We start from the raw sequence: 26,235 nt of genomic DNA, 5'->3' as shown, positions 1-26,235 counted from the left end.
GGAGCGGGCTTGCCTGCGATCGGCCCTATCAGACAGCCCGAGGCGCCCTGACCAACCGCAACCCGGCAATCACCAGCGCAAACACCGCAAAATTGGTGTTGTACAACGCCAGTGCCGGAATTCCGAACGCCAGCCCCAGCACCGCCAAACCCCAGCCGGCACGGCCTGGCACCAAAAACGCCAGTACCGACGTGACCAACGCGGCCCAGCCCAACATCCGGAAGTGAATCATCAGCCCCAGATTGGCGCGCAGCTGGCATTCCCAGCGGCTGGCGTCATCGGCACAGATGCCCACCCACTGCCCGTCTTCCATAAACCCATAACGGGCGCCATAACTGGCGGCCAGCCATAACGGCAAGGCCAACAGCAGTAGGATCAGCGGCAAACGACGGGACATAAAGGCACTCCGATAGGCGAAAACGGCGCCCAGCTTAATCTCCCCGGGGGCATTGGCAAGGGTTGCACACAGATAACTATTCATCAAAGCGTGCCAAAGTGTATCGTCTGCCTACTATTACCTCGATTCCTGCGTTTTTTTCCGACTTTTAGTGCCGATGGCTGGCACTTCGGCGATAACGCGGTGGTCATAGCCTGCGAACTTCATTAAGCACGTTTCCTCTTAGGGATTTAGTCATGCTCCGTTCCTTACGCTGTGCTGCCCTGTTGGGTGGCCTTTTTTTGAGTGCGTCAGCACTGGCGGTCGATGTTGATCCGGCCAGCTATGGCTACCCTTTGACCAACCCGTTCGAAGCGACCATCGCCACAACGCCACCGGACCTGCGGCCGGATTTGCCGTCCATCGATGAGATCAACCAATCCGACTACAGCCTGAACATGCGCCCAGAGCGTGAATTCAGTCTGCCCGACAATTTCTGGCCGGTGAAGAAACTCACCTACCGCATCGCCAAGCAAGACCGCGCGGCCCCCCTGATTTTCCTGATCGCCGGCACCGGCGCGCGTTTTGACAGCTCCATCAACGAATACCTGAAAAAGCTGTACTACAAGGCCGGCTACCATGTCGTCCAACTGTCGTCGCCCACCAGCTTTGACTTCATCAGCGCCGCCTCGCGCTTTGCCACACCCGGCATCACCCAGGAAGACGCCCAGGACATGTACCGCGTGATGCAAGCCGTACGCGCGCAAAACGCCACGTTGCCGGTCACCGACTTCTACCTCACCGGCTACAGCCTGGGTGCCCTGGACGCGGCATTCGTCAGTAAGCTGGACGAAACCCGACGCAGCTTCAACTTCAAGAAAGTGCTGCTGCTCAACCCGCCGGTCAACCTCTATACCTCCATCACCAACCTCGACAAGCTGGTGCAGACCGAGGTCAAGGGCATCAACAACAGCACCACGTTCTATGAGCTGGTGTTGAACAAGCTGACCCGCTACTTCCAGCAAAAGGGCTATATCGACATGAACGATGCCCTGCTCTATGACTTCCAGAACTCCAAGGAACACCTGACCAACGAGCAGATGGCGATGCTGATCGGCACCTCGTTCCGTTTCTCGGCGGCCGATATCGCCTTCACCTCGGACCTGATCAACCGTCGTGGCTTGATCATCCCGCCCAAGTACCCGATCACCGAAAGCACCAGCCTCACGCCGTTCCTCAAGCGTGCGCTGCAGTGTGATTTCGACTGCTACCTCACCGAACAAGTGATCCCGATGTGGCGCGCCCGCTCCGACGGCGGCAGCCTGCTGCAACTGATCGACCAGGTGAGCCTGTACGCCCTCGAGGACTACCTGCGCGACAGCCCGAAAATCGCGGTAATGCACAACGCCGATGACGTGATCCTCGGCCCTGGCGACCTGGGCTTTTTGCGCAAGACCTTCGGCGATCGCTTGACCGTCTACCCGCTGGGCGGCCATTGCGGCAACCTCAATTACCGCGTCAACGCCGACGCCATGCTGGAGTTCTTCCGTGGCTAAACATCTCCTGCTTCTTGCGGCCTTACTCTGTGCAGGCGTTGCCAACGCGGACAACAGCAAGGCTCACGCACCGACCGTGGTCGACCAGGATGGCTTCAAGGAACCCTTGAGCAAACTCAAGTTCAACCCTGGCCTGGACCAGCGCGAGTTCGAGCGTTCGACCCTCAACGCCCTCAACGTCTATGACCCGCTGGAGTCGTGGAACCGTCGGGTGTACCACTTCAACTATCGCTTCGACCAATGGGTATTCTTGCCAGTGGTCGATGGCTATCGCTACGTCACCCCAAGTTTCCTACGCACCGGTGTCAGCAACTTCTTCAACAACCTGGGCGACGTGCCCAACTTGATGAACAGCCTGCTGCAACTCAAGGGCCATCGCTCCCTGGAAACCACAGGCCGCCTGCTGGTCAACACCACCCTTGGTATCGCCGGCCTGTGGGACCCGGCCACCGCCATGGGCCTACCGCGCCAGAGCGAAGACTTCGGCCAAACCCTGGGTTTCTACGGCGTGCCCGGCGGTGCTTACCTGATCCTGCCGATCCTCGGCCCATCCAACCTGCGCGACACTGGCGGCCTGTTGGTGGACTACACCGCCGAATCCCAGATCAACTTCCTCAACGTGTCTGAAGTCAGCTCCAACCACCCGGAAATCTGGGCGTTGCGTGCGGTGGACAAGCGCTACCAGACCAGCTTCCGTTACGGTCAGATGAACTCGCCGTTCGAGTATGAAAAGGTGCGCTACGTGTACACCGAGTCGCGCAAGTTGCAGATTGCGGAGTAACCGCCCAAGCACAAAAAAAGGCCATTCGATTGAATGGCCTTTTTTATGGCTCCCAGGTGCTCAAGCCTTGAGCGATTTCCACGCCTTGCCCACCCCGCTGACTACCGCCAGCACCAGCGCCCCCCGCAATGATCCCCGCCACGGCATTGAGCAGGGTCGGCATCAACCAAGTGATGCCACCGATGCTCTGGCTGACAGTTTCAATCCAATGATGCACCGCAGGCACGCCATGAGTCAGGATGCCGCCGCCGACCATAAACATGGCTGCCGTGCCGATCACCGACAGGCTCTTCATCATGTACGGTGCGGCCCGCAGAATCCCGCCACCGATGCTGCGCGCCATCTGCCCGGGCTTTTGCGTGAGCCATAGGCCCAAATCATCGAGTTTGACGATACCGGCCACCAGACCATACACGCCGATGGTCATGACCAAGGCGATGCCCGACAGTACGATCACTTGCTGCATCAACGGTGCGTCGGCGACGGTGCCCAGGGTGATGGCGATGATTTCGGCGGAGAGGATAAAGTCGGTACGGATCGCGCCCTTGATCTTGTCTTTCTCGAAGGCCACCAGATCTGTTGCGGGGTCGGCCACGGCTTGGACCAACTGGGCATGTTCGGCCTGATCGTCGGCCTTGCTGTGCAGGAATTTATGGGCAAGCTTTTCAAAGCCCTCGTAACACAGGTAGGCGCCACCGAGCATCAACAGTGGCGTGACCGCCCACGGCGCGAAGGCACTGATCAACAGCGCGGTAGGCACCAGGATCAGCTTGTTGATAAACGAGCCCTTGGCAACCGCCCACACCACCGGAATTTCCCGCTCGGCGCGCACGCCAGAGACTTGTTGGGCATTGAGCGCCAGATCGTCACCCAGCACGCCGGCGGTTTTCTTGGCGGCCATTTTTGTCATCAAGGCCACATCGTCGAGAACGGCGGCGATGTCATCGATCAGTACCAACAAGCTGCTTCCTGCCATGAATCGGGCGTCCTTAATGTGGGATGTTTCGCAGCATAGCGTGCTACAAGACGTCGCGGGCACATTCTTGAGACACGCGGATCGCCGGTGCTACCATGCGCAACCGCCTGTCCTGGCAAGGAATCATCTGGTCTATGAGCACCATTCGCGAGCGCAACAAAGAACTGATCCTGCGGGCTGCCAGCGAGGAGTTTGCCGACAAGGGCTTCGCCGCGACCAAAACCAGTGACATCGCCGCCAAGGCCGGGCTACCCAAGCCCAACGTCTACTACTACTTCAAGTCCAAGGACAACCTCTACCGCGAGGTGCTCGAAAGCATCATCGAGCCGATCCTGGCTGCCTCCACCCCCTTCAACCCAGACGGCGACCCCAAGCAGGTATTGAGCGGCTATATCCGCTCGAAAATCAGCATCTCCCGCGACCTGCCGTTTGCCTCGAAAGTGTTCGCCAGCGAAATCATGCACGGCGCCCCCCACCTGAGCCCCGAGCAGGTGCAGCAGCTCAACGCCCAGGCCAAACACAATATCGATTGCATCCAGAGCTGGGTCGATCGCGGCCTGATCGCCGCTATTGACCCTCATCACCTGATGTTCAGCATCTGGGCCGCAACCCAGACCTATGCCGACTTCGACTGGCAGATCTCAGCGGTGACCGGCAAGGCCAAGCTGGATGAGGCCGATTATGAGGCGGCGGCGCAGACGATTATTCGGTTGGTACTTAAAGGGTGTGAGCCGGACTGAAACACCGCGGTGTGGCCAAGATTCGCGAGCAAGCCCGCTCCCACACTAGATTTGTGCCAGACACAAAATGTATGAACAACAAAGATCCCATGTGGGAGCGGGCTTGCTCGCGAAAGCGCCCTCCCAGACACATCCTGCCAAAAGCCCGCCCGTCAGCCTCAAACTCCCCGATCTAGCCTCTCAAGACACCATATGAAGAGAGGCAACGGAATGCCTGATAGAGCCACCTCACACCGCCTGCGCATCGGACGGATCAGCGAACCCAACAATATCTACCTGATTACCACCAACACCCACGAACGTGTGCCGATCTTCAGCGACTTCTACCTGGGCCGCCTGGTGGTCTGGCAGTTCAGGCTCGCCCAGTATCAAGGGCTGGCACACTCTCTGGCCTGGGTGGTGATGCCCGACCATTTCCACTGGCTGATCGAGCTGCAAAAAGGCTGCCTGGGCGACTTGATGTGCCAGGTGAAATCCAAAAGCACTCGATCAGTCAATGGCGCCACTGGCCGCAAGGGAAGGCTCTGGCAAACCAGCTTTCATGACCATGCGCTTCGCAAGGAAGAAGACCTGGTGAAAGTGGCCAGGTATGTGGTGGCCAATCCATTGAGGGCGGGATTGGTGGAGAGAGTTGGCGACTATCCGCTGTGGGATGCGGTTTGGGTATAGATTCAAGACCGAGTCGCCGCTTTCGCGAGCAAGCCCGCTCCCACATTTTGACCGTGTTCACAGGTCAAAACTTGCGAAAGCGGGCCTCCCAGTCACTACAACCTCAAGCCGACACCCCCGCATCCGCCAACAACCCCACCCCTTCAATCGCCGTAATCGCGCACTGCTCATCAATATCCGACGTATCCCCACTGATCCCGATCGCCCCTAGCACCACGCCCGCCGGATCCCGGATCAACACCCCACCCGGTGCCGGCACGACACCGCCCTGCCCCAGGCTGTTCAAGGCAGCAATAAACGCCGGCCGTTGCTGGGCATCCAGGGCCAACAAGCGCGAGCCCTTGCCCAGGGCTATCGCGCCCCAGGCCTTGCCGATGGCGATTTGCGGGCGCAGCAGGCTGGCGCCGTCTTCCCGTTGCAGGGTGATCAGGTGCCCGCCGCTGTCGAGCACCGCGATGGTCAGCGGTGCAGCGGCAATGGTGCGGCCTGCGGTGATGGCCTGGCTGACCAGGTTGACTGCGACTTTCAAGGTTAGAGCGCTCATGGGTGCCGTCCTTATCTTGTTATTGAGAAAGCCTTGGGGCTCTGATTGATCAGAAGCCGGATGCAACAAATAGAACACAATAGATTTGTTTTTTTGTATACAATATTTCGAAACATACGCACCACACGTCGAAATACTCCCGCTAAAAAGCCTTCCGACGAATGCACAGGCTCTGGAACAAAATGGATTGACCTGCGCCGCTCGCCGTGAATACACTTTGAAGCAACACCACTTGTATACAATTACAAAACGCAAGAGGCACCAAAACCATGAGCAAAATGAGAGCAATCGAAGCCGCTGTCCTGGTGATGCGCCGTGAGGGTGTAGACACCGCCTTCGGTATCCCAGGCGCCGCGATCAACCCGTTGTATTCGGCCCTGCAAAAGGTCGGCGGCATCGATCACGTCCTTGCTCGCCACGTGGAAGGCGCTTCGCACATGGCCGAGGGGTACACCCGCACCAAGGCCGGCAATATCGGCGTGTGCATCGGCACTTCGGGCCCGGCGGGCACGGATATGGTCACCGGCCTGTACAGCGCCTCGGCCGATTCAATCCCGATCCTGTGCATCACCGGGCAAGCGCCTCGCGCCCGGATGCACAAGGAAGATTTCCAGGCCGTGGATATCACCAGCATCGTCAAACCGGTGACCAAGTGGGCAACCACCGTGCTGGAACCTGGCCAGGTGCCGTATGCGTTCCAGAAAGCCTTCTATGAAATGCGCTCCGGCCGCCCCGGCCCGGTGCTGATCGACTTGCCATTCGACGTACAGATGGCTGAGATCGAGTTCGACATCGACGCCTACCAGCCACTGCCATTGGCCAAGCCACTGGCCACGCGCATCCAGGTCGAGAAAGCCCTGGCCATGCTCGACCAGGCCGAGCGCCCGCTGCTGGTCAGCGGTGGCGGCGTGATCAATGCCGACGCCAGCGAACTGCTGGTGGAGTTCGCCGAACTGACGGGTATCCCGGTGATCCCGACCCTGATGGGCTGGGGCACCATCCCCGACGACCACCCGCTGATGGTGGGCATGGTCGGCCTGCAAACCTCGCACCGCTACGGCAACGCGACGATGCTCAAGTCAGACGTGGTCCTGGGCGTCGGCAACCGCTGGGCCAACCGCCACACCGGTTCGGTGGAGGTGTACACCGAGGGTCGCAAATTCATTCACGTTGACATCGAGCCGACGCAAATCGGCCGTGTGTTCACCCCGGACCTGGGCATCGTGTCCGACGCCGGTGCCGCGCTGACGATGTTTATCGAAGTGGCCCGCGAGTGGAAAGCCGCCGGCAAGCTCAAGGACCGCAGCGCCTGGCTGCATGATTGCCAGCAGCGCAAAGCCACCCTGCACCGCAAGACGCACTTCGACAACGTACCGGTCAAGCCGCAACGGGTGTACGAAGAGATGAACCAGGTGTTCGGTAAAGATACCTGCTACGTCAGCACCATCGGCCTGTCGCAGATTGCCGGCGCGCAGTTCCTGCACGTCTACAAGCCACGCCACTGGATCAACTGTGGCCAGGCCGGCCCACTGGGTTGGACCATCCCCGCCGCACTGGGCGTGGTCAAGGCCGACCCGAGCCGCAAGGTGGTGGCACTGTCGGGCGACTACGACTTCCAGTTCATGATCGAAGAGCTGGCCGTGGGCGCGCAGTTCAAGCTGCCTTACATCCACGTGGTGGTGAACAACTCGTACCTGGGGCTGATCCGCCAGGCCCAGCGCGGTTTTGAAATGGACTACTGCGTGCAGTTGTCTTTCGATAACCTCAATGCCCCGGAACTCAACGGTTATGGCGTCGACCACGTCGCCGTCGCCGAAGGCCTGGGTTGCAAGGCCCTGCGTGTGTTCGAGCCGGGCCAGATCCAGCCAGCGCTGCGCAAGGCCCAGGAAATGATCGAAGAGTTCAAGGTGCCGGTGATTGTCGAGATTATTCTGGAACGCGTGACCAATATTTCCATGGGCACCGAGATCAACGCCGTCAACGAATTCGAAGATCTGGCACTGGTGGGCAACGACGCACCGACTGCCATTTCATTGCTCGATTAAGGAGAACCCCATGCCGCGTTTTGCCGCCAACCTGTCCATGCTGTTTACCGAACAGGACTTTCTCGCCCGCTTCAAAGCCGCCGCCGACGCCGGCTTCAGTGGGGTGGAATACCTGTTCCCCTACGACTTCAGCTCTGCGCAAATCAAGGCACAACTCGACGCCCACGGTTTGACCCAAGTGCTGTTCAACCTGCCGGCCGGCGACTGGGCCAGCGGCGAGCGCGGCCTGGCCTGCCACCCCGACCGGGTCGAGGAGTTCCGCGCGGGGGGTCAACCTGGCCATCGCCTATGCCCAGGTGCTGGGCAATACCCAGATCAACTGCCTGGCGGGGATTCGCCCTGCCGGCGTGGATGACGCCACCCTGGAAAAAACCTTTGTCGCCAACCTCAAGTACGCGGCCGACAAGCTGCAAGCAGTGGGCATCAAGCTGGTAATGGAAGCGATCAACACCCGCGACATTCCCGGTTTCTACCTGAACAACACGGCGCAGGCCCTGGCGATTCGCGAACAGGTGGGCAGCGCCAACCTGTTCCTGCAATACGACATCTACCACATGCAAATCATGGAAGGTGACCTGGCCCGCACCATGGCGACGCACCTGGATCAGATCAACCATATCCAGCTGGCCGACAACCCAGGACGCAACGAGCCGGGCACGGGCGAAATCAACTATCGCTTCCTGTTCGAGCACCTGGACCGCATCGGGTATCAGGGTTGGGTGGGCTGCGAGTACAAGCCGTTGACCACGACCGAAGCCGGTCTTGGCTGGCTCAAGACCCATAACGCGATCTGACCAAAACACACACAACCCAACTGTGGGAGCGGGCTTGCTCGCGAAGGTCTGACATTCAACATTTTTGTCGACTGATCTACCGCAATCGCGAGCAAGCCCGCTCCCACATTTAGATCGCCTAGGTCTGGTAGACCGGGCCAGGCTCGCACAGAGAATAAAAAGAGGATTTGATCATGGCTAAAATCGGCTTTATCGGCACCGGCATCATGGGCCAACCCATGGCCGCGAACCTGCAGAAAGCAGGTCACCAACTGTTCCTGTCCGAGCACCATGGCAAAGCACCCGCCGAGCTGATCGCCGCCGGTGCCGTGGCCCTGGCCAACCCGCAGCAAGTGGCCCAGGAAGCAGAGTTCATCATCGTCATGGTGCCTGACACCCCTCAGGTCGATGACGTGTTGTTCCGCGCCGACGGTGTGGCCGCAGGCCTGTCGCCGAACAAAGTAGTGATCGACATGAGTTCGATCTCGCCCACCGCCAGCAAGGCCTTTGCCGCCAAGATCAACGCCACCGGCGCGCAGTACCTCGACGCCCCGGTATCGGGCGGCGAAGTCGGCGCCAAGGCCGCAACCCTGAGCATCATGGTCGGTGGCGAACCGCAGACCTTCGAACGCGCCCTGCCACTGTTCCAGAGCATGGGCAAGAACATCACCCTGGTGGGTGGCAATGGCGATGGCCAGACCGCCAAGGTGGCGAACCAGATCATCGTCGCCCTGAACATCCAGGCCGTGGCCGAAGCGCTACTGTTTGCTTCGAAGAACGGCGCAGATCCAGCCAAGGTACGTGAAGCGCTGATGGGTGGCTTCGCTTCATCGAAAATTCTCGAAGTGCATGGCGAACGGATGATCAAGGGCACCTTCGACCCGGGCTTCCGTATCAACCTGCATCAGAAGGACTTGAACCTGGCCCTGGCCGGTGCCAAGGAACTGGGGATCAACCTGCCCAACACCGCCGGTACCCAACAAGTATTCAGCACCTGCGCCGCGATTGGCGGCGGCAACTGGGACCATTCGGCGCTGATCAAGGGGCTGGAGCATATGGCGAATTTCTCGATTCGCGATAAGTAACCTCCCCTTTTGGAATGCAATACCTTGTGGGAGCTGGCTTGCCTGCGATAGCGGTCTTTGAGTTACAGATTTATCGCCTGGCATACCGCTATCGCAGGCAAGCCAGCTCCCACATTTTGTTTGCATTGCGCGTTTCAAATCCAATAACAAGAATCCGGGAGCCCGCTTATGTCGGTCGATCCGCAACACCTGCTTCGCGAGCTGTTTGCCACAGCCATCGACGCTGCCCACCCCCCGGCAAGTCCTCGAACCCTATCTGCCCGCCGACCGCAGCGGCCGCGTGATCGTGATCGGCGCAGGCAAAGCCGCGGCCGCCATGGCCCTGGTCGTGGAAAACAGCTGGCAAGGTGAAGTCCACGGCCTGGTGGTCACGCGCTACGGCCACGGCGCGCCCTGCCAGAAGATCGAAGTGGTCGAAGCCGCGCACCCAGTGCCCGATGCCGCTGGCCAGGCCGTGGCCAAGCGCGTGTTGGAGTTGATCAGCAATCTGAACGAAGACGACCGCGTGATCTTCCTCTTGTCCGGCGGTGGTTCCGCCCTGCTGGCCTTGCCCGCAGCAGGGATTACCCTGGCCGACAAACAGACCATCAACAAAGCCCTGCTCAAATCCGGCGCCACCATCGGCGAGATGAATTGCGTGCGCAAGCACCTCTCGGCGATCAAGGGCGGGCGGTTGGCCAAGGCCGCTTGGCCGGCCACGGTCTACACCTATGCGATTTCCGATGTGCCGGGCGATCAGGCCACGGTGATTGCCTCCGGCCCGACGGTTGGCGACCCGAGCACCTCGCAACAGGCCCTGGCAATTCTCAAGCGTTACCAGATCCAAGTGCCGGCCTCGGTGCGCAGTTGGTTGCAGAACCCAGAGTCGGAGACCGTCAAACCCGGCGATCCGTGCCTGGCGCGCAGCCATTTCCAGTTGATCGCGCGGCCGCAGCAATCTCTCGAAGCGGTAGCGGTGAAAGTGCGCCAGGCCGGTTTCAGCCCGCTGATCCTCGGCGACCTGGAAGGCGAAGCGCGGGACGTGGCCAAGGTCCACGCCGGCATCACCCGGCAGATCATCCAACACGGCCAGCCACTGGCGGCGCCGTGCGTGATCCTGTCCGGCGGCGAGACCACCGTGACCGTGCGCGGCAATGGCCGTGGCGGACGCAACGCCGAGTTCCTGCTGAGCCTGACCGACAGCCTCAAGGGCCTGCCCGGCGTATACGCCCTGGCCGGTGACACCGACGGCATCGACGGCTCCGAAGACAACGCCGGGGCGATCATGACCCCCACCACCTACGCCCGCGCCGAGGCCCTGGGCCTGTCGGCCAGCGACGAGTTGGACAACAACAATGGCTACGGTTATTTCGCCGCGCTCGACGCGTTGATCGTCACCGAGCCGACCCGCACCAACGTCAACGACTTCCGTGCCATTTTGATACTTGAGACTGCTGCCCATGACGCCTGACAAGAAGGTCAAAATCCTCGCCACCCTGGGACCTGCCACCGACGGTATCGATGACATCCGCGAACTGGTGCAAGCCGGGGTAAATATCTTCCGTCTGAACTTCAGCCATGGCGATCACGCCGACCATGCCCAGCGCTACCAGTGGATCCGCCAGGTCGAGCGCCAGCTCAACTACCCGCTGGGGATCCTGATGGACCTGCAGGGGCCCAAATTGCGCGTCGGGCGTTTCGCCGAGGGCAAGGTGCAACTGGTGCGTGGCCAAGCGTTGCGCCTGGACCTCGACCCCACGCCGGGCGACCAGCGCCGGGTCAACCTGCCCCATCCGGAAATCATCAAGGCCCTGGAACCGGGCATGGACCTGCTGCTGGACGACGGCAAGCTGCGCCTACGGGTGATTACCAAACATGCCGATGCGATCGACACCACGGTGTTGAATGGCGGCGAACTGTCCGATCGTAAAGGGGTGAATGTCCCACAAGCCTTGTTGGAACTCAGCCCACTGACCGCCAAGGACCGCCGCGACCTGAGCTTCGGCCTGGAGCTGGGCGTGGACTGGGTGGCGCTGTCGTTTGTGCAGCGTCCCGAAGACATCCGCGAAGCCCGCGAGCTGATCGGCGACAAGGCGTTCTTGATGGCGAAGATCGAGAAACCCTCGGCGGTGCGCTACCTGCAGGAAATCGCCGAGCTGAGCGATGCGATCATGGTCGCCAGAGGGGATCTGGGTGTGGAAGTGCCGGCCGAGAGAGTGCCGCAAATCCAGAAAGACATCATCAGCACCTGCCGCCAGTTGGGCAAGCCGGTGGTGGTTGCCACGCAGATGCTCGAGTCCATGCGTTTCTCGCCGGCACCCACCCGCGCCGAAGTCACGGATGTGGCCAATGCCGTGGCCGAGGGCACCGATGCGGTGATGCTATCGGCCGAAACCGCCTCTGGCGAATACCCGCTGGAAGCGGTGCAGATGATGAGCAAGATCATCCGCCAGGTGGAGAACGGCCCGGATTACCAGACCCAACTGGATGTGAGCCGACCCAAGGCCGATGCCACGGTGTCGGATGCCATCAGCTGCGCGATCCGTCGGATCAGCAGCATCCTGCCGGTGGCGGTACTGGTGAACTACAGCGAGTCGGGCAGCTCCAGCCTGCGCGCGGCGCGGGAACGGCCGGCGGTGCCGATCCTCAATCTCACGCCGAACCTGTCCACCGCCCGGCGCCTGAGCGTGGCCTGGGGCGTGCATTCGGTGGTCAATGATCGGTTGCGGCAAGTGGACGAGGTATGTTCCACGGCGCTGGAAATCGCCCAGGCCCAGGGCATGGCGCAGCGTGGGGATACGTTGCTGATCACCGCGGGGGTGCCCTTTGGGCAGCCGGGGTCGACCAACTCGTTGCGTATCGAGACGTTGATCTAACACCTGTTCTGGCCCCATCGCGAGCAAGCCCGCTCCCACATTTCACCGTATTCGCAGATCAAAATGTGGGAGCGGGCTTGCTCGCGATGGGGGCAACTCGGTCTTACTGACTTACCCACCATGCCCAACCCAACCTGCCCCGACTGGGCCGAAGCCCTGCTCAACGGCTTCAGCCAGATATTCCTGCAGCGCCACCCGCTGTGTGGCCTGCTGTGCCTGCTGGCGATCCTCACCTGCGCTCCGGCCCTGCTCGGCGGTGCACTGCTGGGCGGGGTCGCCGGCTTGCTCACCGCCCAGCGCCGCGACTATCCCAAGGCCGAGCGCCAGGCCGGGCTCTATAGCTATAACGGTGTGTTGCTGGGGTTGCTGATCAGTCAGCACTTCGCCTGGTCGGCGCTGGTACCGCCGCTGATCCTGGCGTGCGGTGGCCTGAGTGCGATCCTGACCCGGCAATGGGTCAAGCGCATGGTCCATGGCGATGACCTGCCGGCCTATACCGTGCCCTTCGTGGCCATCGGCTGGTTGTTGCTCGGCACGGTCTCACCCGCCGCGCTGCCGGTAACCCCAGCGGACTCCCTCGCCTGGCTCGGCGCCCCACTGGTCGGCCTGGGCCAGATCATACTGTTGGATCAACCACTGGCCGGCTTGCTGATCGCCATTGGCCTGCTGCTGGCCAGCCCTCGCGCGGCGCTGTGGGCGATGCTCGGCGCCAGCAGCGGCGTGGCACTCGGCCTGCTGCTCGACGACCCCGCCGGCGCCCTGCTCGGCCTACATAGCTATAACCCGGCGCTTGCCGCCCTGGCCCTCAGCCAGTACCGGCGCCAACCCTGGCTGCCGGTGCTCGGCATCCTCCTGGCAAGCCTGCTCGCCCCAGGTTTTGCCGGCCTGCACCTGGCGCCGCTGACAGCGCCGTTTATCCTTGCCTGCTGGCTGGTGCGCGCAACGCTGCGCCTGCGGCACAGGGCCAACATGGACAGCCCGTTCGAATCCCCCTAGGCTTCGCAGATCTTCGATTCAGGCGGACTTCATGGACAGCAACAACGACTGGCGCCAGCGGCTTTACGTCATGGTATTCCAGAGCGACACAGCGGCCGGGCGGCGTTTTGACGGCATCCTGTTACTGATCATCCTCGCAAGCATAGTGATCGTGATGCTCGACAGCATCGACCAGGTCCACCAGAACTACGCCAATGTGCTGGCCTATATCGAGTGGGGCTTCACGCTGATCTTCGCCATCGAATACGGCCTGCGCCTGTATTGCTCGCCCAAGCCGTTGCGCTATGCCTTCAGTTTCTATGGGCTGGTGGACTTGCTGGCCATCGTCCCCGGCATCCTTGCCCTGTACTACAGCGACGCGCAGTACCTGCTGATTATCCGCATCATCCGCATGTTGCGGATCTTCCGCGTGCTCAAGCTCAGCCCGTACCTCAAGCAAGCCAACTACCTGATGTCGGCACTGCGCGGCAGCAAGCAGAAGATCGTGGTGTTCCTGGTCAGCGTCTGCACCCTGGTGACGGTGTTCGGCACCCTGATGTACGTGATTGAAGGCCCGGAGCACGGTTTTACCAGCATCCCCAAAGGCATCTACTGGGCTATCGTGACCCTGACCACTGTGGGCTTTGGCGACATCGTGCCCAAGACCCCGCTGGGCCAAGTGATCTCATCGTTGGTGATGATCACCGGTTACTCGATCATCGCCGTGCCCACCGGGATTTTCACCGCCGAACTGGCCAACGCCATGCGCGGCGAGCAACTGCAACACGATTGCCCGGTGTGCAAGAAAAGCAGCCATGAACCCAACGCGGCCTTCTGTTCACGCTGCGGCAACGGGCTCTATCAGAAAGTGGAATAAGCAAAGTTCTTTTTAATCTTTAAACGTCTATGCAGCCCCGGCTATAGTCGTGGGCTATAAGCCACTACCTTCTCGAACAACAAGGAATGAGCAGTGAAAAAACTCGTTAGCGCTTCTCTCCTGGCCGCTGGCCTTGCCCTGTCTATCGGCGCCCAGGCCGCCTCGACCACCCTGCTCAACGTCTCCTATGACGTGATGCGCGACTTCTACAAGGATTACAACGCCGCGTTCCAGAAGCACTGGCAGGCCGAGCACCCGGACGACAAGTTGACCTTGCAGATGTCCTTCGGCGGTTCCAGCAAACAGGCGCGTTCGGTCATCGACGGGCTGCCGGCTGACGTCATCACCATGAACATGGCCACCGATATCAACGCCCTGGCGGACAACGGCAAACTGGTGCCGGACAACTGGGTCACCCGCCTGCCGAACAACAGTGCGCCGTTCACTTCCGCCACCGTGTTTATCGTGCGCAAGGGCAACCCCAAGGCCCTGAAAGACTGGCCCGATCTGCTCAAGGATGGCGTGCAGGTGATCGTGCCCAACCCCAAGACTTCCGGTAACGGTCGCTATACCTACCTGTCGGCCTGGGGCTATGTGCTGAAGAACGGCGGCGATGAAAACAAGGCCAAGGATTTTGTCGGCAAGCTGTTCAAGCAGGCACCGGTGCTCGATACCGGTGGCCGTGCCGCAACGACCACGTTCATGACCAACCAGATCGGCGACGTGCTGGTGACCTTTGAAAACGAAGCAGAAATGATTGCCCGTGAATTCGGCCGCGATCAGTTCGAAGTGATCTACCCAAGCGTCTCTGCCGAAGCCGAGCCACCGGTGTCGGTGGTCGACAAGGTCGTCGAGAAGAAAGGCACCCGTGCGGTGGCCGAGGACTACCTGAAGTACCTGTGGTCGGCAGAAGGCCAGGAAATTGCAGCCAACAACTACCTGCGTCCACGGGACCCGAAGGTGCTGGCCAAGTACACCGACCGCTTCCCGAAAGTCGACTTCCTGTCGGTGGAGAAGACCTTTGGTGACTGGCGCACCGTGCAAAAGACGCACTTCAATGATGGCGGGGTGTTCGACCAGATCTACAACGGCCAATAACTGAATGTGAGAGCGGGCTTGTGTGGGAGCGGGCTTGCTCGCGAATGCGGTGGGTCAGACAAATAGTTTTTGACTGATACACCGCATTCGCGAGCAAGCCCGCTCCCACATTGGCTTGCGCGCAAGGCATCAATGCCAGGCATGACTGAAATCATCAGTAACACTTTACCCCCTCCTTCGCCTACCCTTTACTCTTCACGTCCTCCTTCCCCGCTTTAACGAGAACACCATGATCGCTACCCCACCCGCGACCACCACCCTGACCCGTGGCATGGTGCTGCTGTTCGCGTTCTGCTGCGGCGCTATCGTTGCCAATATCTACTACGCACAACCGATCATTGAACTGATCGCCCCGGATATCGGCCTGACACCCGCCATGGCCAGCCTGATCGTGTCCCTGACCCAGATCGGTTATGCCCTGGGCCTGTTCTTCCTGGTGCCACTGGGCGACCTGTTGGAAAACCGCCGGCTGATGATCACCACCACCGTGGTCGCCATCGCCAGCCTGCTGGGTGCGGCCTTCGCCGAGCAGCCGAACCTGTTCCTGCTGGTGTCGTTGCTGATCGGCTTCAGCTCGGTGTCGGTGCAGATCCTGATCCCCCTCGCCGCGCACCTGGCGCCCGCCGAATCCCGTGGCCGGGTGGTGGGCAGCATCATGGGCGGCCTGTTGCTGGGCATCCTGCTGGCACGGCCAGTGTCCAGCCTGGTGGCTGACCACTTCGGCTGGCGCGCGATGTTCATGGTTGCTGCGGCGATGATGGCCCTGATCAGCGTGGTACTGCTGTTGACCGTGCCCAAGCGCCAGCCCGATCACAGCGCCAGTTACGGCCAGTTGCTGGGCTCGCTGGGCACTCTGCTGCGCGAGCAACCGTTGCTGCGTCAGCGGGCGTTCTACCAGGGCTGTATGTTTGCCGCCTTCAGCCTGTTCTGGACCGCCGTCCCCGTGGAGCTGTCGCGTAACCACGGCCTGAGCCAGAGCGAGATTGCCCTGTTTGCCCTGGTCGGTGCCCTGGGCGCCATTGCCGCCCCCATCAGCGGGCGGCTGGCCGATGCCGGCCATACCCAGCGCGCCTCGCTACTGGCGATGCTGTTTGCCGCGCTGAGTTTTCTGCCGGCGTTTATCCACCCGATCTACAGCGTGATTGGCCTGGCAGTGACTGGCGTGGTCCTGGATTTCTGCGTGCAGATGAACATGGTCCTCGGCCAGCGCGCCATCTATGCCCTCGACGCCAGCAGCCGCAGCCGCTTGAACGCGCTGTACATGACCAGCATCTTCATCGGCGGCGCCTTCGGCTCGGCGATTGCCAGCAGCGTGTACGAACATGGCGGCTGGCTTGGAGTGGTCGTAGTCGGCAGCCTGTTCCCGCTGGTGGCGCTGGTGCGGTTCCTGAGAGTGTCCAGAGTCGCCTCACCAGTGAGCGCCTGATATTGGCCAACGCCTAGCGTTTACCTGTGCCCCGCCTGGCTTCTCTCCAACAGGCGCAAGAGCCCCTGCATCATCATGAGAGCGGTCTGCAGCATACTCGTCAGCGATGCGAGTAGAGAGGGAGCAGGTGCCGGTGCCGGTGCCGGTGCCGGTGCCGGTGCCGGTGCCGGTGATGGTGATGGTGATGGTTTTGGCGCCTGCGCACTCGTCACTACATCGCTTGCTTGAATCTTGCCCACGGTGTTTACCAGCAAGTCAGGTTGGCCGTTTCCACTCATGTCGATAGCCAGGCTGCCACGCCCTGTACTCGCATCGTGGCTCAACACTGCACTACCGGGTCGCCCACTGAATTGACTGGAGAAGTTGAGGTCCTTGATCCCGGCCTCTCGCAAGGCGCCGGATACATCGATCTTGTCGACACCACTGGTGAAGTCCTCGATCAGATCTGGGTTCTTCGGCGTGGACTCGCTGGCTTTGTCATAGACAAATGTGTCAGCGCCGCCTCCCCCCCTTCAGCCTGTCTTGCCCCCCTCCTCCCTTCAGACGATTGTCCGCATTGTTCCCCCGTCAGCACGTCACTGCCTGAACCGCCGATGGCATTTTTCCAGTGTCACGCCCTTGGCGATGGAAACATTACCTTTCATTCCCCCAACGTCCGAGAAGGATTGCTCATTGAGATTAATGTTCTGGTTCTGCGAATACCCGGAAAAATCCAACGTATCGTTCCCACCACCGTCCCACACACAAAATACGGCTGAATCAGCAGCGCTCTTGAGGCTCAGCACCTCGCGCCCGGTGTTGGAATTGAAGCCATAGGTCGTGTCAGTGTTGCGGGTAGCGTGGTTGGCACCGTAAAGCCTCTGGACCGCCGCGATGTCGTACATCATGGGCGCCGAGGGCCCCTTGTTTTTGAAGTCGTGACCAGCGTTCTCGCGTTCAGACCAATAACTCATGACGGTGCCAGCCTTTGTATCCTGCGCAAACTTGGCACTGTTCACGTACGATCCGCCGCCGTTGTAATCACCGGGATGTGAAAGCCCAAGACAATGGCCGATCTCGTGAATCATCGTGGTGTGAAAATGGCTCCCAAGCTTTGGGTCATTTGACACGCCTTTGGTGCCGATCAGCGCACTCGTCTTGGCGTTTTGCGCTCCAGATCGCCATGCCACGCCCCTGTCCATGTGATTGGCGCCGGATACATGAATAGAACCGTCAGCCTTTCGGGCATTCTCATGAAAACTGATATCGGCCACGTCTTGCCAAGCCTGCATCGCCCGGCGGGCACAGGTTTTTTGCTGCTCGGTGAAACCACTCAAGCTGAAAGAAACCTGGGTCTTGCCATCCTTATCCCGATCATGAAAGCGCGTCCCCTCTCGCGTAAGGTACTGGGCAGCCTGATCAGTACTGATAGAGCGTTTCCCGCGAGCGGAAAACTGCTCCTTGGCCGCTCCATACAGTTCTGGCGAGCGGCAACCAGGCTGGGTAGCCGCGTTGTTGATTTGACTCATGGTGATCTCCGAATCGATTGATGGCTGGGATAACAGGTTTCCAATGCGTCAACTTTCATCGCAGAAAGCTGCATCGGTCACCGTCATCCGCGCCTAATCTTTCATGCAGGAAATCACCCCGCCACCCGCGCTTTGCGTCTGATTGAAACGCGTTGGCCTGCCGTCTGGTTTGCTGACAAAACACATGGATTCTTACAAAACCTGCGGGTTAATCAGTCTCGAGAATTCATGTTCAAGTCGCTGACAGCCATAAAAAAACGCAAAAAGGCAGAGAATTTTTTAAGCCAAATCGTCAGCAGTTCAAGAAACATCCGATCTACATTCCGCCGTGCACACCTAAGAACGCACCAACTTCTCCAGCGCCGCATCCGCCAGGAATGACGAGCGGCTCTTCACCTTGTGTTCGCGCACATACCGGTCAATGCGCTGGATCACATAGCCTGGCAATGTCACATTGACCTTCTCGGTCTTGCCCAGATAAGGCGAGATATCGAGCTCCAGCATGCCCCAGCCCATGCCCGCGTATTCGTCGTTGCCGTGGTACGCCGCGACTGAGGTCGGCATGGGAATCGCCCGGCCTTCACTCGCCATCTCCTGCAGCATGATGTGCGCCACTTCGACCGCTGCGTTGTACGCCTCTTCAAAACTGTCCCCGGCGGTCACTGCACCAGGAATGTCGGGGATCTGGATACCGGTGGCGGTAAAGTCATCGCCCCATTCGATACAGATTGGGTATTGCATGAATATTCTCCTGAAAAACCGCTCTAGAACGAAAACAGCCCGGCGCGCTGCCTGATACTTCGTACGGTGCCCAAGGGCAGGTCCTTCTTGGGATGGGGCACCGGTATCGTGTACGGGTTATAGCGATGAGTGAAAATATGATGGCTGCCCGTGACCCGATCCAGCACCCAGCCCGCCGCTTGCAGTTCCTTGATCAATAGCCTGCTTTGCACCACAGCCTCCTTGCTCCGGCCTGAATAAAAGTAACCCTAGAGTTATCTTTACTCAAGCACAGATTTATCGAGGCTGACTGGCGGTTGTTTTGCCGGATATTGAAAAGCCGCAGGACTTGGGTTAAAGCACCCGCCCATCCCAGCCCACCGTCACATGCCCCGGCAGTTCAGCGCGATGCTGCAACAGCCAGGCATCCAACGTGTGCCCGACGTGGGTCAACACGCCAAGCTCGGCGCCGCACGCGTCGATGCAGTGCAGGGCCAACGTCAGGTCATTGTGATTGCGCGGCGCCTGGGGTTGGGGTGGCATGGAGCAGTCGATGACCATTACGTCCAGGGGCTCGCGCCGCAACCAGGCAATGGTCGCCGGCGGCAGGCCCGTAGTGTCGGTCAGATAGGCCAGGCGCCGCCCCTGCCCTTGCAGCAGATAACCGAACGTCAGCTTGGAATGTTGCAGAGGCAACGCGGTGACCGCCAACTCGCCAAACTGCCGAGTCTCGAACTCGGCAAAGGGCTGGCTGAAATCAAGGATGCCGGGGTGTTTGTACAGGTCCGACAGGCCTTCGGGGTCTGCCGGGCCATGCACGGGAATGATCAGGCCCTGGCCCCAGCGCAGATGCAACAGGCCCTGGGCATGATCGGCGTGGTAGTGGGTCTGCAGAATGCCGTTGAGGCTGCGTGGCGCGAAGCGCTCGGTCAGGTCTGTCAGCCCGCTGTCGATCAACCAGCGCTGCTCGCCGCACTCGATCAGCGCGCTGCACTCGCGGCGGCGCAAGCGTTCATCGCTGCGCGCCAGGGCACAGGCCGCGCATTCGCAGCCATACACCGGAACTTGGCGGGCATCGCCGGTGCCCAGCAGGGTCAAGCGCATGCCGACTGCCCCGCGTCCAGACAAGCGAGCAACCGGGCGACGGTGTGCGCCAACGGCCCGGAGTTATCCAGCAGGAACACCCCCGGCGCGGCCTTCAGGCTATCGCTGAACTGAGCGTTGCGGGCCAGGCGTGCGTCGATTTCTGCCACCGACTCACGGCCCCGCGCCAGCAAGCGTTGGCGCAACACCGCCTGATCCACCGTCAGCAGCACCACCAACAGCGTCGGATAACGCGCACGGGTTTGCGCCAAATGCCCACGGGAGCCATTGACCAGCACATCGTCACCGGCCGCCAGCCAGTCGTCGATCTGCCGTGGAATGCCATAAGACAAACCATTGGCATGCCAACTCAGAGCAAAGCCGCCCTCGGCTTGCAATGTCGCAAATTGCGTGGGGCTTACGCCCTGAGCGGCCTCACCCACCGCTTCCGCCGAACGGGTGATGACCCGCCGCACAATGCGGCAGCCGCGCTCGGCCAATGGCGCGCGCGCGGCCTCCAACAGGCTGTCCTTGCCCGAACCCGATGGTCCGATGAGATAGATCAACCTGCCCGCCATCAAAACACCCTCTTGGCTTGTCGCCAGACTTGTTGGACTACCGGCAGCCCGCCCTGAGCCCTGGCTTGCACCAGGTCCGCACGCAGGCCCACGGCAATTTCCCCGCGATCCCTGAGGCCCGCTGCCTGCGCAGGGGCCAGGCTGATCATTTGGATCGCCTGGGGCAGATCACAGTCATTGTCCTGGGACGCCAGGGCAAAGGCCGCTGGCAACAGGCTGGCCGGGTAGTAGTCACTGGAAAGTATATCCAGCAATCCTTCGGCAGCCAGGCCGGCGGCGGCCACATTACCCGAGTGGGACCCGCCACGCACCACGTTCGGCGCGCCCATCAGCACTTTCATGCCCAATTGCCGGCAACCGCGCGCCGCTTCCAGGGTGGTGGGAAACTCGGCGATGCTCATGCCGTAGCGCGCCGACTCCTCGACATGGGCCAGGGTCGCGTCGTCATGGCTGGCCACCGACAGGCCACGCGCCAGGCAATGCTCGACGATTGCGGCGCGGTAGCGGTCGCTGTAGGCCTTGGAGTTGGCCACTTGCAGCACTACGAACGCATCCATGGTTGCCTCGTCCAGGTGATACTTGCCCATGTAGTACTCGCGGTACTTGGCCTCCAGCACAAACTGGCGCTGGCCCGGCGAGTGGTCCATCACCGACACCAGTTGCACCAGCGGGTTTTCCACGAGGTCGCGGAACACGCTCAAGGTGTCCGGATGGCACAGCTCGCAACGCAGGTGCAGGCGGTGTTCGGCACGGGTCAGGCCGGCCTCTTGCGCCGAGGCAATGGCATTGAGCATCGCCGGCAGTTTCTGCATGCGGTTGCCCTTGGGGTTCACGTCGCCGATGGACACCGCATCAAACACCGTGGTGATACCCGCCGCAATGATCTGCGCGTCATGGCTAAGCACGGCCGAGGTCGATGGCCAATCCACACCGGGGCGTGGGGTCATGTGTTTTTCCAGGTTGTCGGTGTGCAACTCCACCAGCCCCGGCAGTAGGAAATCGCCGCCCAGATCCTGGGCCTGGGGCAACTGGCTGCGGCCTTCGGCGAGGTCGACGATCACCCCGTCCCGCAGCACCACACTGCCTAGAAATACACGATCCGCGGTGACCAACTGGGCATTGCTGAGGATCTGTTCAGCGGGCATCGGCGTAGTCCTCATCGTTGATAACAGCGGCAGTCATGTCCAAATGGCGGTCGGCCACCGCTTCACGGGCAGCGCGGTCGTGGAAGATGCCAATCAGTGCGGCACCGCCCGCCTTGGCTTCGTTTATCAGTTCCAGGACAACCTGACGGTTGCTGTCATCCAGCGAGGCTGTCGGTTCGTCGAGCAACATCACCGGCCAGTCCACCATGAAGCCGCGAGCGATATTGACCCGCTGCTGCTCGCCCCCCGAGAACGTGCCCGGCGCCAATTGCCACAGGCGCTGCGGGATATTCAGGCGCGCCAGCAGGTGCTCGGCCCGTGCTTGCGCTTGAGGTTTGGGCCACCCCCGGGCCAGCGCTGGTTCCATCACCACATCCAGGCATGCCACCCGCGGGATCACCCGCAGAAATTGGCTGACATAGCCCAGGGTCTGCTGGCGTACCTGGAGAATGTCCCGGGGCTGTGCGCCTACCAATTCCAGCCATTGCCCATCGTGACGCAGGCGAATGCTGCCGCCCGCTGGCAGGTAGTTACCGTAGAGGGTGCGCAGCAAGGTACTTTTACCGGCACCGGACTGGCCGTGGAGCACCAGGCACTCACCGCCCTGCACGCATAGATCCACCCCGCGCAACACATTCAGCACCACGCCGTTCTGCTGGTGCAAGGTGAAGGTTTTCGAGAGGTCACGGACCTCGATCAAGGCATTCGTCATGGCTGCAATACCGAAGACACCAGCAGTTGAGAGTAAGGGTGCTGTGGATCGTCGAGGATCTGGTCCGTCAGCCCGGTTTCCACCACCCGCGAGCGGCGCATCACGATCAGGCGGTCGGCCAGCAGGCGCGCCACCGCCAGGTCATGGGTGACGATCACCACCGCCAGGTCCAGCTCGCGCACCAGGCCACGCAGCAGGTCAAGCAGGCGCGCCTGCACCGACACATCCAGGCCACCGGTGGGCTCATCCATAAACACCAGGCGCGGGCTGGAAACGAGGTTGCGGGCGATTTGCAGGCGCTGCTGCATGCCGCCAGAGAAGGTGCGCGGCAAGTCGTCGATGCGCTGCGGATCGATCTCCACCTGGCCCAGCCAATCCAGGCCGGCACCGCGCAGTTGCTGGTAATTGCGTACGCCCTGGGCCATCAGACGTTCGCCAATGTTGGCGCCGGCCGACACGCCCATGCGCAGGCCGTCGCGGGGGTTCTGTTCAACAAAGCCCCACTCGGTACGCAGCAAGGTACGGCGCTCGGCTTCGCTGGCACTGTAGAGATCCAGCCATTCGCCGTCCTTGCTGCGGTAGCCGACGCTGCCGGCCTGGGGCGGCAAGCGCCCGCTGAGTAGCGAAAGCAAGGTGGATTTACCCGAGCCGGACTCGCCGACAATCCCCAGCACTTCACCGGGGTACAGATCAAAACTCACTTCCTGGCAGCCCTTCTGCGGGCCGTACAGCAGGGACAGGTCGCGCACTTGCAATAGCGGCTGGCTCACTGGTTGTTCTCCTTGACCCGTTGGGCGCAGTACCAGGTGTCGGAACACACGAAACTCTGGGTCCCGGCATCATCGAGAATCAGCTCGTCGAGGAATGATTCATGGCTGGCGCAGATGGCGCAGTGGTGTTCCCACTTCTGCACTTCAAAAGGGTGGTCCTCAAAGTCCAGGCTGCTGACCTGGGTGTATGGCGGCACCGCGTACAGACGCTTTTCGCGACCAGCACCAAACAGCATCAATGCCGGGCTCATATCGAGCTTGGGGTTGTCGAATTTGGGGATTGGCGAGGGGTCCATCACATAGCGATCGTCGACCATCACCGGGTAGGCATAGGCGGTGGCGATATGGCCGAAGGTGGCGATGTCTTCATAGAGTTTTACGTGCATCACCCCGTAATCGTTGAGGGCGTGCATGGTGCGGGTCTCGGTTTCCGAGGGTTCGATAAAGCGCAGCGGCTCGGGGATCGGCACCTGGTAGACCATGATCTGCCCCGCCTGCAACGGGGTTTCCGGGATGCGGTGGCGGGTCTGGATCACCGTGGCGTCGGGAGTGGCTTCGGTGGTGGCGATGCCGGCGGTGCGCGCAAAAAAGCGACGGATGGACACGGCGTTGGTGGTGTCGTCGGCGCCCTGGTCGATGACCTTGAGTACGTCGTCGGCGCCGAGGATCGCCGCTGTCAATTGCATGCCGCCGGTGCCCCAACCATAGGGCAACGGCATCTCGCGCCCGCCAAAGGGCACCTGGTAACCGGGGATCGCCACCGCTTTGAGCAAGGCGCGACGGATCATGCGTTTGGTCTGTTCGTCGAGGTAGGCGAAGTTGTAGGCGGCGTCATTCATGGCGGTTGCCCTCGGCCGGTTGGCGCAGTTTGCGGATCAGTTCCAGTTCGGCCTGGAAGTCCACGTAGTGAGGCAATTTGAGGTGCGAGACAAAACCGGCCGCCTCGACGTTATCGCAGTGGGCCAGCACGAACTCTTCACGCTGGGCCGGCGAGACGATCTCTTCGCTGTACTCCTCGGCACGCAGCGAGCGGTCTACCAGAGCCATGCCCATGGCCTTGCGCTCGGCATGTCCAAACGCCAGACCATAGCCGCGGGTGAACTGCGCCAACTCAGTGGCTGAGCCGACGAACTGGTTGACCATCTCGCACTCGGTGACTTCAATGCTGCCCAGGCAGATAGCAAAGCCCAGTTCCTCGGGTTCGATCCAAACCTCTACGTCACCGATGCGAATCTCCCCGGCAAACGGGTGATTGCGCCCGTAGCCACGCTGGGTCGAGTAACCAAGCGCCAACAAAAAACCTTCATCGCCACGGGCCAGGGCTTGCAGGCGCTCGGCACGGCTAGCGGGGAACTCCAGCGGGTCGCGGGTGATATCGGCGACGCTGGCGTGGTCATCGGCTTCGTGCTTGATCAAGCCCTCTTTGGCCAGCAACCCCAGCACTCGTGGACACGGTTCAAGGCGCGCATCCGACGTGGTCTGCGGGCCTGGGTACTCGCCCTCGGCCAGCAGTGCGAAATCCAACAGGCGATGGGTGTAGTCGAAGGTCGGGCCAAGCAATTGGCCGCCGGGCAAATCCTTGAAAGTGGCCGACAACCGCCGGCTCAACGACATCTGCGCGGTGTCGATCGGCAGGCTCGGGCTGAAGCGCGGCAATGTGGTGCGGTAGGCACGCAGCAGGAAGATCGCTTCCACCAGGTCCCCTGCCGCCTGCTTGATCGCCAGCGCGGCCAGTTCTTCGTCGTACAGCGAACCTTCGGTCATCACCCGCGCCACGGCCAGGGGCAGTTGCTGGCGGATCTGCTCGACGCGAAGCTCAGGCACGGCAGGATCACCCCGGCGTTTTTTTGCCAGCAGGCGGTGGGCATTGTCGATGGCCTGCTCGCCACCTTTGACGGCTACGTACATCAGGCGTGCTCCTGTGTGATGCGGGTGCTGCGCGGCAAACCGAGCAGTTGATCGCCGGCGCTGAACAACACGTCCAGGCCTCGGGGAAAAGCCTCGCGGCGCTGGCGTTCCAGCCAAAAAGCCGGCGGCAGCGGCAGCGCGACTGAGCGTTGGGCCTGGATGCCCGGGCCGCGCCAGAGCAAGCCACGCCCGGCATCCAGGGCGGCAAGCTGGACCAGCAAGGTGCAGGATTGGTCCGGGTAGCGATCATTGCCGTGGTCGAAGCCGCTCAGGTCGAGCAGGTCCGGTTCGCCGAGCAACGCAAACGCAGCCTCCTCCCGACGCGCGGCCAAGGGGCAGCCACAGTGGAAGGCCAGGTTGGCGCGGATCAGTGGCGTGTCGAAGCCTGGTGCCAGCCACAGCGGCGTGTCGACATCCAGCAGCGCCAGGCACAAGGCGTAGGTGGCGGGCGCCAGGCCATCGAGGTGCGGGGCTGCTGGCAGGTGCTGGATCAAACCCGGCTCGGCCAAGGCCTTGAGCGCTGCACGAAAGCTACGCTGGGCATCCAGCACCGGGTCGACAAACGCCGGCTGCAATAATTGAGCGTGCATCAGTTTTCTCCTCGCACCAGGGTGAAGAACTCGACCTTGGTGGCCGCGGTGTCGGCTTCTTTTTGCGCGCGGCGCCGGGCTTGGGCCTGGGCCAGTGCGCTGATCAAGTCCCTGAGCCACGAGCTCGGCTGCGTGCTTTGCAGATGGGCATCGGCCAGGGCCGCCAGTTCGGCGTGGGCCTTGTCGCGCCCGGCCAGGTAGCTGTAACCGGTGCGGCCATCGGCCAGGCGCACCACACAGCGAGTCACCGTCATTTCACCGACGTTGAACGGCGCGCCATTGCCGCCCATGCGCCCGCGCACCAGGGTCATGCCGATTTCCGGAGCGCGGATCAGTTGGTACTCGGCGTCCTTCAATGCCGCTTCATGGGGTTGCAGTTCATTGAGCTGGGCACGGGCAAGTACGCCAATCCAATGCTGACGCGGGGACAGATTCATCGGGTTCT

The 26,235-nt window shown here is 61.3% G+C and carries 24 protein-coding genes and 4 pseudogenes; 13 read left to right on the top strand and 15 right to left on the bottom strand.

Annotated elements, in window-relative coordinates:
• Positions 1-28: 28 nt before the first annotated feature.
• Positions 29-397, bottom strand: a complete 369-nt coding sequence (locus JTY93_RS07940; RefSeq protein ID WP_169994350.1) for a hypothetical protein — start codon at positions 395-397, stop codon at positions 29-31.
• A gap of 236 nt (positions 398-633) precedes the next feature.
• On the opposite strand from JTY93_RS07940, the gene mlaY reads away from it, so the two are divergent.
• Positions 634-1,932 (top strand): lipid asymmetry maintenance lipase MlaY, encoded by a 1,299-nt coding sequence (gene mlaY, locus JTY93_RS07935; protein WP_169994352.1) that lies wholly within the window; start codon positions 634-636, stop codon positions 1,930-1,932.
• Positions 1,925-2,713 (top strand): MlaA family lipoprotein, encoded by a 789-nt coding sequence (locus tag JTY93_RS07930; RefSeq protein WP_205475595.1) that lies wholly within the window; start codon positions 1,925-1,927, stop codon positions 2,711-2,713. The genes mlaY and JTY93_RS07930 overlap by 8 nt, the downstream gene beginning before the upstream one ends.
• A gap of 60 nt (positions 2,714-2,773) precedes the next feature.
• On the opposite strand, the pseudogene JTY93_RS07925 reads toward JTY93_RS07930, so the two are convergent.
• Positions 2,774-3,689 (bottom strand): annotated as a pseudogene (locus JTY93_RS07925) (DUF808 domain-containing protein).
• A gap of 134 nt (positions 3,690-3,823) precedes the next feature.
• On the opposite strand from JTY93_RS07925, the gene JTY93_RS07920 reads away from it, so the two are divergent.
• Positions 3,824-4,429 carry a TetR/AcrR family transcriptional regulator gene (locus JTY93_RS07920; protein ID WP_029292641.1) on the top strand — a complete coding sequence of 202 codons (606 nt, stop codon included), beginning with the start codon at positions 3,824-3,826 and terminating at the stop codon, positions 4,427-4,429.
• A gap of 210 nt (positions 4,430-4,639) precedes the next feature.
• Positions 4,640-5,098, top strand: coding sequence for an REP-associated tyrosine transposase (locus JTY93_RS07915; RefSeq protein WP_205475597.1), 459 nt, complete (start codon positions 4,640-4,642; stop codon positions 5,096-5,098).
• A 103-nt stretch (positions 5,099-5,201) separates the two neighbouring features.
• Here the strand turns inward: JTY93_RS07915 and JTY93_RS07910 are convergent, their stop codons facing one another.
• On the bottom strand, positions 5,202-5,642 hold the full coding sequence (locus JTY93_RS07910; RefSeq protein WP_038447058.1) for a GlcG/HbpS family heme-binding protein: 441 nt from the start codon (positions 5,640-5,642) through the stop codon (positions 5,202-5,204).
• A gap of 269 nt (positions 5,643-5,911) precedes the next feature.
• On the opposite strand from JTY93_RS07910, the gene gcl reads away from it, so the two are divergent.
• From gcl to JTY93_RS07865, 9 genes and pseudogenes are all read left to right on the top strand, one after another.
• Positions 5,912-7,687 (top strand): glyoxylate carboligase, encoded by a 1,776-nt coding sequence (gcl, locus tag JTY93_RS07905; RefSeq protein ID WP_057438849.1) that lies wholly within the window; start codon positions 5,912-5,914, stop codon positions 7,685-7,687.
• A 10-nt stretch (positions 7,688-7,697) separates the two neighbouring features.
• Positions 7,698-8,481: pseudogene (hyi, locus tag JTY93_RS07900) on the top strand (hydroxypyruvate isomerase).
• A 173-nt stretch (positions 8,482-8,654) separates the two neighbouring features.
• A complete protein-coding gene (locus JTY93_RS07895) occupies positions 8,655-9,545 on the top strand; it encodes a 2-hydroxy-3-oxopropionate reductase (RefSeq protein ID WP_205475598.1) in 891 nt (296 codons plus the stop codon).
• 168 nt (positions 9,546-9,713) lie between these two features.
• Positions 9,714-10,995: pseudogene (locus JTY93_RS07890) on the top strand (glycerate kinase type-2 family protein).
• Positions 10,985-12,400 (top strand): pyruvate kinase, encoded by a 1,416-nt coding sequence (gene pyk, locus JTY93_RS07885; RefSeq protein ID WP_205475600.1) that lies wholly within the window; start codon positions 10,985-10,987, stop codon positions 12,398-12,400. Before JTY93_RS07890 ends, pyk begins: the two are co-directional and overlap by 11 nt.
• 120 nt (positions 12,401-12,520) lie before the next feature.
• On the top strand, positions 12,521-13,396 hold the full coding sequence (locus tag JTY93_RS07880) for an urea transporter (protein WP_205475601.1): 876 nt from the start codon (positions 12,521-12,523) through the stop codon (positions 13,394-13,396).
• A 31-nt stretch (positions 13,397-13,427) separates the two neighbouring features.
• On the top strand, positions 13,428-14,252 hold the full coding sequence (locus tag JTY93_RS07875) for an ion transporter (RefSeq protein WP_205475602.1): 825 nt from the start codon (positions 13,428-13,430) through the stop codon (positions 14,250-14,252).
• Positions 14,253-14,345: 93 nt separating this feature from the next.
• Complete coding sequence (locus tag JTY93_RS07870; protein WP_169994372.1) at positions 14,346-15,350, top strand: sulfate ABC transporter substrate-binding protein; 1,005 nt, start codon at positions 14,346-14,348, stop codon at positions 15,348-15,350.
• A gap of 229 nt (positions 15,351-15,579) precedes the next feature.
• Positions 15,580-16,776, top strand: a complete 1,197-nt coding sequence (locus JTY93_RS07865; RefSeq protein ID WP_205476969.1) for an MFS transporter — start codon at positions 15,580-15,582, stop codon at positions 16,774-16,776.
• A 20-nt stretch (positions 16,777-16,796) separates the two neighbouring features.
• Here JTY93_RS07865 and JTY93_RS07860 read toward each other — a convergent pair.
• The 12 genes and pseudogenes from JTY93_RS07860 to phnG form a co-directional block, all read right to left on the bottom strand.
• Positions 16,797-18,284 (bottom strand): annotated as a pseudogene (locus JTY93_RS07860) (M10 family metallopeptidase C-terminal domain-containing protein).
• 336 nt (positions 18,285-18,620) lie between these two features.
• A complete protein-coding gene (locus tag JTY93_RS07855; protein ID WP_205476967.1) occupies positions 18,621-19,025 on the bottom strand; it encodes a type II toxin-antitoxin system HicB family antitoxin in 405 nt (134 codons plus the stop codon).
• Positions 19,026-19,048: 23 nt separating this feature from the next.
• Complete coding sequence (locus tag JTY93_RS07850; protein WP_029292612.1) at positions 19,049-19,237, bottom strand: type II toxin-antitoxin system HicA family toxin; 189 nt, start codon at positions 19,235-19,237, stop codon at positions 19,049-19,051.
• 121 nt (positions 19,238-19,358) lie between these two features.
• Positions 19,359-20,108, bottom strand: a complete 750-nt coding sequence (gene phnP, locus JTY93_RS07845; RefSeq protein ID WP_205476966.1) for a phosphonate metabolism protein PhnP — start codon at positions 20,106-20,108, stop codon at positions 19,359-19,361.
• The gene (phnN, locus tag JTY93_RS07840) at positions 20,099-20,665 is read right to left on the bottom strand and encodes a phosphonate metabolism protein/1,5-bisphosphokinase (PRPP-forming) PhnN (protein WP_205476965.1); all 567 of its coding nucleotides are present in this window, start codon (positions 20,663-20,665) and stop codon (positions 20,099-20,101) included. The genes phnP and phnN overlap by 10 nt, the downstream gene beginning before the upstream one ends.
• Entirely contained in the window at positions 20,665-21,810 is a 1,146-nt protein-coding gene (locus tag JTY93_RS07835) for an alpha-D-ribose 1-methylphosphonate 5-triphosphate diphosphatase (RefSeq protein ID WP_205476964.1), read from the bottom strand. Before JTY93_RS07835 ends, phnN begins: the two co-directional genes overlap by 1 nt.
• Entirely contained in the window at positions 21,800-22,522 is a 723-nt protein-coding gene (phnL, locus tag JTY93_RS07830; protein ID WP_205476963.1) for a phosphonate C-P lyase system protein PhnL, read from the bottom strand. The genes JTY93_RS07835 and phnL overlap by 11 nt, the downstream gene beginning before the upstream one ends.
• Positions 22,519-23,328, bottom strand: coding sequence for a phosphonate C-P lyase system protein PhnK (gene phnK, locus JTY93_RS07825; protein WP_169956506.1), 810 nt, complete (start codon positions 23,326-23,328; stop codon positions 22,519-22,521). The genes phnL and phnK overlap by 4 nt, the downstream gene beginning before the upstream one ends.
• A complete protein-coding gene (locus JTY93_RS07820; RefSeq protein ID WP_205476962.1) occupies positions 23,289-24,131 on the bottom strand; it encodes an alpha-D-ribose 1-methylphosphonate 5-phosphate C-P-lyase PhnJ in 843 nt (280 codons plus the stop codon). Before JTY93_RS07820 ends, phnK begins: the two co-directional genes overlap by 40 nt.
• Entirely contained in the window at positions 24,124-25,200 is a 1,077-nt protein-coding gene (locus JTY93_RS07815) for a carbon-phosphorus lyase complex subunit (protein WP_205476961.1), read from the bottom strand. The genes JTY93_RS07820 and JTY93_RS07815 overlap by 8 nt, the downstream gene beginning before the upstream one ends.
• Positions 25,200-25,790, bottom strand: a complete 591-nt coding sequence (phnH, locus tag JTY93_RS07810) for a phosphonate C-P lyase system protein PhnH (RefSeq protein ID WP_205476960.1) — start codon at positions 25,788-25,790, stop codon at positions 25,200-25,202. Before phnH ends, JTY93_RS07815 begins: the two co-directional genes overlap by 1 nt.
• Positions 25,790-26,227: a phosphonate C-P lyase system protein PhnG gene (gene phnG, locus JTY93_RS07805; protein ID WP_205476959.1), complete on the bottom strand. Its 438-nt coding sequence runs from the start codon at positions 26,225-26,227 to the stop codon at positions 25,790-25,792. Before phnG ends, phnH begins: the two co-directional genes overlap by 1 nt.
• Positions 26,228-26,235 lie beyond the last annotated feature (8 nt).

Origin of the sequence: Pseudomonas hygromyciniae, assembly GCF_016925675.1 — a bacterium.
Lineage (GTDB): Bacteria > Pseudomonadota > Gammaproteobacteria > Pseudomonadales > Pseudomonadaceae > Aquipseudomonas > Aquipseudomonas hygromyciniae.
The sequence above is the reverse complement of the archived record's forward strand: the minus strand, read 5'-3'. Positions and strand labels throughout refer to the sequence as shown.

Coding starts and splice junctions, on each gene's coding strand:
- JTY93_RS07895 (WP_205475598.1), top strand. CDS start 8,655: ATGGCTAAAATCGGCTTTATCGGCACCGGCATCATGGGCCAACCCATG.
- mlaY (WP_169994352.1), top strand. CDS start 634: ATGCTCCGTTCCTTACGCTGTGCTGCCCTGTTGGGTGGCCTTTTTTTG.
- JTY93_RS07835 (WP_205476964.1), bottom strand. CDS start 21,810: ATGCCCGCTGAACAGATCCTCAGCAATGCCCAGTTGGTCACCGCGGAT.
- JTY93_RS07820 (WP_205476962.1), bottom strand. CDS start 24,131: ATGAATGACGCCGCCTACAACTTCGCCTACCTCGACGAACAGACCAAA.
- phnH (WP_205476960.1), bottom strand. CDS start 25,790: ATGCACGCTCAATTATTGCAGCCGGCGTTTGTCGACCCGGTGCTGGAT.
- phnN (WP_205476965.1), bottom strand. CDS start 20,665: ATGGCGGGCAGGTTGATCTATCTCATCGGACCATCGGGTTCGGGCAAG.
- pyk (WP_205475600.1), top strand. CDS start 10,985: ATGACGCCTGACAAGAAGGTCAAAATCCTCGCCACCCTGGGACCTGCC.
- JTY93_RS07915 (WP_205475597.1), top strand. CDS start 4,640: ATGCCTGATAGAGCCACCTCACACCGCCTGCGCATCGGACGGATCAGC.
- phnP (WP_205476966.1), bottom strand. CDS start 20,108: ATGCGCTTGACCCTGCTGGGCACCGGCGATGCCCGCCAAGTTCCGGTG.
- JTY93_RS07910 (WP_038447058.1), bottom strand. CDS start 5,642: ATGAGCGCTCTAACCTTGAAAGTCGCAGTCAACCTGGTCAGCCAGGCC.
- JTY93_RS07940 (WP_169994350.1), bottom strand. CDS start 397: ATGTCCCGTCGTTTGCCGCTGATCCTACTGCTGTTGGCCTTGCCGTTA.
- JTY93_RS07880 (WP_205475601.1), top strand. CDS start 12,521: ATGCCCAACCCAACCTGCCCCGACTGGGCCGAAGCCCTGCTCAACGGC.
- gcl (WP_057438849.1), top strand. CDS start 5,912: ATGAGCAAAATGAGAGCAATCGAAGCCGCTGTCCTGGTGATGCGCCGT.
- JTY93_RS07920 (WP_029292641.1), top strand. CDS start 3,824: ATGAGCACCATTCGCGAGCGCAACAAAGAACTGATCCTGCGGGCTGCC.
- JTY93_RS07875 (WP_205475602.1), top strand. CDS start 13,428: ATGGACAGCAACAACGACTGGCGCCAGCGGCTTTACGTCATGGTATTC.
- phnL (WP_205476963.1), bottom strand. CDS start 22,522: ATGACGAATGCCTTGATCGAGGTCCGTGACCTCTCGAAAACCTTCACC.
- JTY93_RS07855 (WP_205476967.1), bottom strand. CDS start 19,025: ATGCAATACCCAATCTGTATCGAATGGGGCGATGACTTTACCGCCACC.
- JTY93_RS07865 (WP_205476969.1), top strand. CDS start 15,580: ATGATCGCTACCCCACCCGCGACCACCACCCTGACCCGTGGCATGGTG.
- JTY93_RS07815 (WP_205476961.1), bottom strand. CDS start 25,200: ATGTACGTAGCCGTCAAAGGTGGCGAGCAGGCCATCGACAATGCCCAC.
- phnG (WP_205476959.1), bottom strand. CDS start 26,227: ATGAATCTGTCCCCGCGTCAGCATTGGATTGGCGTACTTGCCCGTGCC.